The organism is Agromyces sp. P1_H4, assembly GCF_056405255.1.
On sequence record NZ_JBFUCL010000338.1, the window covers coordinates 1 to 4043 of the forward strand.

Sequence of the window (4043 nt, forward strand, 5' to 3'; positions counted from 1 at the left end):
CGGCGAGGCCCAGTGGCGCGTGCTCTGGCCGTTGCCGCGCGCGGCGCCCGGCAACGACGCGAGCGTCGTCGTCGAGGTCGATGCGCCGGCGTTCCGCGGGCTCTTCCTGGGCGACCTCGGGGAGGGGGCGCAGGACCGGCTCCTCCGGTCGGCGGACCTCGGGGCGGTCGACCTGGTGAAGGTCGCGCACCATGGATCCGCCGACCAGAGCGCGTCACTGTACGAGCGCCTGCATGCCACGATCGGCGTGATCGGGGTCGGCCTCGACAACGGGTACGGTCATCCCACCGATCGGTTGCTGGGGATCCTCGGCGACGAGGGCACCTCCGTGGTGCGCACCGACCGTTCGGGCACCATCACGATCGCCGCCGCCGAGGGCGGCTTCGACGTCTGGGCCGAGCGGGGCGACGTCGGACCCGGCCCGTAGACTTGCACCCGGACGGGGAGGTGCGGTGGCAGCGCGAGCAGGTGCGACGCGAGCAGGTACGACGCGAGCGAAGGCGGCCGCGATCCCGCAGCTCTCGTGGAACGAGATCCGCCCGGCACCGGTGGTGCTCGTCAGCGGCGCCGAGACGGTCCTCGCCGAACGCGCGAGCACGATGCTGCGCGACTTCCTTCGATCCGAGGACCCCGCGCTCGAGGTGAGCGATCTCGAGGCCGACGGCTACCGCCGTGGCGAGCTGCTCACCCTCGCCAGCCCGTCGCTGTTCGGTGAGCCACGACTCATCCGYGTCACCGCCGTCGAGCGGGCCAGCGACGACTTCCTCATCGACGCGCTCGAGTACCTCGAGCAGACCGCCGAGGGCACCACGTTGCTGTTGCGGCACGCGGGGGGTCAGCGCGGCAAGAAGCTCCTCGACGCCATCCGCGCGGGGTCGGGCGCCGGCGTCGAGATCGTCTGCGCCGAGCTCAAGCGGGAATCCGAGAAGCAGGACTTCGCGGCGGCGGAGTTCCGTGCCGCCGGACGCAGGATCGACGCCCGGGCGCTGCGTGCGCTCGTCGCGGCGTTCGCCGACGACCTGGCCGAGCTCTCGGCCGCCTGCCGTCAGCTCATCGCCGACGCACCGGGAGAGATCACCGAGGCCGTCGTCGGGCGCTACTACGGCGGGCGTGTGGAGACGAACGCCTTCGCCGTCGCCGATGCGGCGATCGCGGGGCGCCACGGCGAAGCGCTGGTGGCACTCCGGCACGCCCTCGACAGCGGCGCCGATCCGGTGCCGATGGTGGCGGCGTTCGCGATGAAGGTGCGCACGATGGCCAAGGTGTCGGGCGTCAGGGGAGGCGGCGCGCAGGTGGCATCGTCGCTCGGGCTCGCGCCGTGGCAGGTCGACCGCGCCCGCCGAGACCTCGCCGGCTGGACCGACGAGGGCCTCCAGCGAGCCATCGAGTCGCTCGCCGCGACCGACGCCGCCGTCAAGGGCGCCGAGCGCGATCCCGTGTTCGCGCTCGAACGGCTGGTCGGCGTCATCGCCGCTCGCGGGCGCACGTCGTCCTGACGGAGCATCCGACCGCGCCCGTCAATGCCACGCACGGGGGTGTACGGCCGGCGCAGGAAACGACGAAGGCCCCGCACGATGTGCGGGGCCTTCGTCAACGGTCGTGCGTCAGAGCGCGGCGACCTGCTTCGCGATGGCCGACTTGCGGTTCGCGGCCTGGTTCTTGTGGATGACGCCCTTGCTGGCGGCCTTGTCGAGCTTGCGGGTCGCGTTGCGCAGGGCGGTCGTCGCCTTGTCCTTGTCGCCGGTGGCGATCGCCTCGCGGGCGGCGCGCACGGCGCTCTTGACCTCGCTCTTGACGGCCTTGTTGCGCTCCTGCGCCTTCAGGTTGGTGCGGATGCGCTTGATCTGCGACTTGATGTTTGCCACGTGGGTATCTTTCGTTCGTGTGTGGGTACCGGATGTGCCGATGAAGGTAGAGGGGCCTCACCGGCGAATCGTGCGGGGTGGGACCCACACGGAAGCCAACAGACAACGATACCAGTTCGCCTTCGACCCGCCAAAGCGGCGGGTCGGCGGGGTACGACGGCGCAGGGTTCGACGGCGCTGGGCTCACCGCTCGGGCGGCACGAACCGGCTGGCCGTGAACACCCCGCCCTGGGGGTCGCGGATGAGGGCCTCCTGAGTCCAGTCGGTGTCGGTCGAGGCCAGCACGGTGCCGTCGAGGCGCTCGGCCGTCGATGCGGCCTCGTCACGGTCGGCGACGGTGAAGGTGACGTGCCAGTGCGGCGGTTCGCCGTCATGGGACGGCGCCAGCCACCCGATCGCGTCCTCGAACCTGGGCGGCGTGATCGCGCTCGCCTGGCGTTGCCGGATGTCGGGGTCGACCGTGGCCGCGAGGTGGTCCCCGTAGCCGGGGCAGCGGATGAGGGTGGCGAAACCGAGGTCGGCGAACTCCCAGCCGAACACCTCCTAGTAGAACCCCGGTTGCTCGGGATCGGACGTGTGCAGGTCGCTGAAGTTCCACGCGCCGGGCTCGTTTACGACCTGCACGCCCACGCGCGCGCCCGCCTGCCAGAGCCGGAATGGTGCACCGGCCGGATCGACCACGCCGGCCGCACGCCCGGCCCGCCCCACGTCGGCCGGCCCGGCGATGACGTGGCCGCCGGCTCCGGCGACCCGTGCGACGGCGGCATCGAGGTCGGCGACGGCCACGTACGTGTTCCACGTCGGGGGGTCCACCGCCGGCGCGGGGGCCGCAGCCGCGCCGAGTCCGGCCGCCGCTCGGCCGTCGAGTCGGGCGACGACGTGCGCCGCGTCGCCCCGAGGGCCTGGGGCGGCCTCGAACGTCCACCCGAAGAGACMGCCGTAGAACCGCTGGGCCTCGTCGAGGTCGGGCGCCTCGAGGTCGATCCACGACGGGACGCCCTCGGGATACGTGCGCTGCATGTCGATCCTCCGTCCACTCCTGCGCACGAGGCTCGTCCGCGTCGGGGCGGGCCGCAAGGGGTGGCGGACCATCGACTCCGCCGCTACGCCGACGCGTCGGACCGTGCTCGCGGACGCGGATCCGGACGCCGGCGCCGCACCTGCTCCCACTCCAGCTCGGCGACGGCGCCGAGCACGACGGCGGTGAACTCCTCGGGGCGCACGAGGCTCACGAGGTGCGTCGCGCCGGGAACGATCACCAGGCGTGCGCGGGGAGCGGCACGGAGCATCCGCCGCTCCTCGATGCGGAAGTGGTCGAGGCGGCCGTTCACGAGCCAGACCGGCACGTCGATGCGCGCGAGCGCGGCCTCGACGTCGAGGCGGCCGATCGAGCCGAGCACCGGAGCCATCGCATGCAGCGCCACACCTCCGGCGAGCACGTCGTCGACGCCCTCGGGCGAGAGGAACATGCGCGCGGTGAGTTCGTTCAGGCCGCGCCCGTGGTCGGGGAGCCGGGCGATGAGCGCGGCGATCCGCCGGTAGCCCTCGAGTCCGACGCCCCGTGGCCGAGTGCCGCACGAGGCGGCGACCAGTCCGTCGATCCGCCCCGGATGCCGCGAGGCGAACTCGATCGACAGGTACCCGCCGAGGCTGAGGCCGACGAGGAGCGTCGGCGTGCTCGACGCGTCCGCCTCACGTTCGGGGACCGCCTCGCCGATCACGCGCATGGCGTCGTCGAGGGTGAACGGCTCGCCGCTGCGCGTGCCGTGCGACGGGAGGTCGATCGCGACCGCGTCGATGTCGTGACGCGCGAGCGCGGCGAGCTGCCGCCGCCACATCGTGGCCGAGGTGCGGAGTCCGTGCACGAGCACGACGCGGGCGCGGGGCATCCGTCAGCCCGACCGGATCGCCCCGAGCTCGCGGGCCCGCGCCACGGCCGCCGTGCGGGAGCCGACCCCGAGCTTCGTGAAGATGTGCACGAGGTGCGACTTCACGGTCGCCTCGCTGAGGAACAGCTCGCGACCGATGTCGCGGTTCGACCGGCCGTCGGCCACGAGCGTGAGCACCTCGGCCTCGCGGACGGTGAGTCGCTCGGCGCCCTGGGAGGCGTCGAGGCGCGACGACACCGAGGAGGCGAGCGCCGCCTCGCCGACGGCCGCGGCCCGCACAGCGGCCACG

7 protein-coding genes are annotated in these 4043 nt (G+C 73.1%); 2 read left to right on the top strand and 5 right to left on the bottom strand.

Features of this window, described 5'->3' with window-relative positions; genetic code table 11:
* Together AC1DY2_RS16575 and holA are read left to right on the top strand one after the other, a co-directional pair.
* Positions 1–427: ComEC/Rec2 family competence protein (locus AC1DY2_RS16575; protein ID WP_476763413.1), on the top strand; the 427-nt coding region annotated here is incomplete at its 5' end.
* Positions 428–452: 25 nt separating this feature from the next.
* Positions 453–1496, top strand: a complete 1044-nt coding sequence (holA, locus tag AC1DY2_RS16580; RefSeq protein WP_476763414.1) for a DNA polymerase III subunit delta — start codon at positions 453–455, stop codon at positions 1494–1496.
* Positions 1497–1604: 108 nt separating this feature from the next.
* Here holA and rpsT read toward each other — a convergent pair whose 3' ends face one another.
* From rpsT to AC1DY2_RS16605, 5 genes are all read right to left on the bottom strand, one after another.
* Entirely contained in the window at positions 1605–1865 is a 261-nt protein-coding gene (gene rpsT / locus AC1DY2_RS16585) for a 30S ribosomal protein S20 (protein WP_159607402.1), read from the bottom strand.
* Between the two features lie 183 nt (positions 1866–2048).
* Positions 2049–2405, bottom strand: a complete 357-nt coding sequence (locus AC1DY2_RS16590; RefSeq protein WP_476763415.1) for a VOC family protein — start codon at positions 2403–2405, stop codon at positions 2049–2051.
* Between the two features lie 3 nt (positions 2406–2408).
* A complete protein-coding gene (locus AC1DY2_RS16595; protein ID WP_476763416.1) occupies positions 2409–2885 on the bottom strand; it encodes a VOC family protein in 477 nt (158 codons plus the stop codon).
* Positions 2886–2968: 83 nt separating this feature from the next.
* Positions 2969–3754, bottom strand: a complete 786-nt coding sequence (locus tag AC1DY2_RS16600) for an alpha/beta fold hydrolase (protein WP_476763417.1) — start codon at positions 3752–3754, stop codon at positions 2969–2971.
* Between the two features lie 3 nt (positions 3755–3757).
* Positions 3758–4043: response regulator transcription factor (locus AC1DY2_RS16605; protein WP_476763418.1), on the bottom strand; the 286-nt coding region annotated here is incomplete at its 5' end.

Coding starts and splice junctions, on each gene's coding strand:
- AC1DY2_RS16600 (WP_476763417.1), bottom strand. CDS start 3,754: ATGCCCCGCGCCCGCGTCGTGCTCGTGCACGGACTCCGCACCTCGGCC.